Source organism: Siminovitchia fortis (assembly GCF_007681465.1).
GTDB lineage: Bacteria > Bacillota > Bacilli > Bacillales > Bacillaceae_C > Siminovitchia > Siminovitchia fortis.
In genome coordinates this window covers 1-840 of record NZ_VEKZ01000160.1, presented here as the reverse complement: position 1 = coordinate 840, position 840 = coordinate 1, and the positions used below count along the sequence as shown (strand labels likewise).

The window sequence follows — 840 nt, the reverse complement described above, 5'->3', positions numbered from 1 at the left end:
GGGTGAAGTCGTAACAAGGTAGCCGTATCGGAAGGTGCGGCTGGATCACCTCCTTTCTAAGGATAATTGAAATGTGGAGGCGACTGTTCATCGACGTACAAACTGGAGCGCTTCTGACGAGATAAAGGAAACACGATGAGCCGATAGGCGAATCGATGTTGACTTATCGTAGGAAGAAGAGCGAAGTTTGCTAGTCGATAGGAGCCGCAACTGGACATTTCTAAAATCGAATGACGTTTTCGTTTCGCTCAGTTTTGAGAGGTCAAACTCTTTTATATAAATCCAAGTGGGCCTGTAGCTCAGCTGGTTAGAGCGCACGCCTGATAAGCGTGAGGTCGGTGGTTCGAGTCCACTCAGGCCCACCATCCCACATTTGGTATTTTAAAATGGGGTTTTTCTACTTTATGGGGCCTTAGCTCAGCTGGGAGAGCGCCTGCTTTGCACGCAGGAGGTCAGCGGTTCGATCCCGCTAGGCTCCACCATCGTTCTTTGAAAACCAGATAAGTAAGAGAAGAAACAAACCGAGAATCGTTCACCTTATGGATGATCCAATTACGGAGCACCATAAGAAATGTGTAAAAACCTTTGGTTTATACTCAATACCAAGGGCAACGAGAAGCGAGAAGGTCAAGGAAGCGATGGAGCGAACACCGGAGCGCACTGTAGTGCGTGAGGATGTGAGCGACAGAGCTGACGCAGAGATTCGAAGCTTATCGTTGGCCGACAAGATTAAGTTATCAAGGGCGCACGGTGGATGCCTTGGCACTAGGAGCCGAAGAAGGACGGAACGAACACCGATATGCTCCGGGGAGCTGTAAGCAAGCTTGGATCCGGAGATTT

Annotated in this window: 2 tRNA genes and 2 rRNA genes; all 4 read left to right on the top strand. The window is 49.3% G+C overall.

The features are described from left to right. Window positions 1-56 (top strand): 16S ribosomal RNA (locus FS666_RS19415); the annotation flags it as partial. 232 nt (window positions 57-288) lie between these two features. Next, window positions 289-365: transfer RNA gene (locus FS666_RS19410), tRNA-Ile, on the top strand. 41 nt (window positions 366-406) lie between these two features. After that, window positions 407-482 (top strand) — tRNA-Ala (locus tag FS666_RS19405). Window positions 483-727: 245 nt separating this feature from the next. Beyond that, window positions 728-840 (top strand): 23S ribosomal RNA (locus tag FS666_RS19400); the annotation flags it as partial.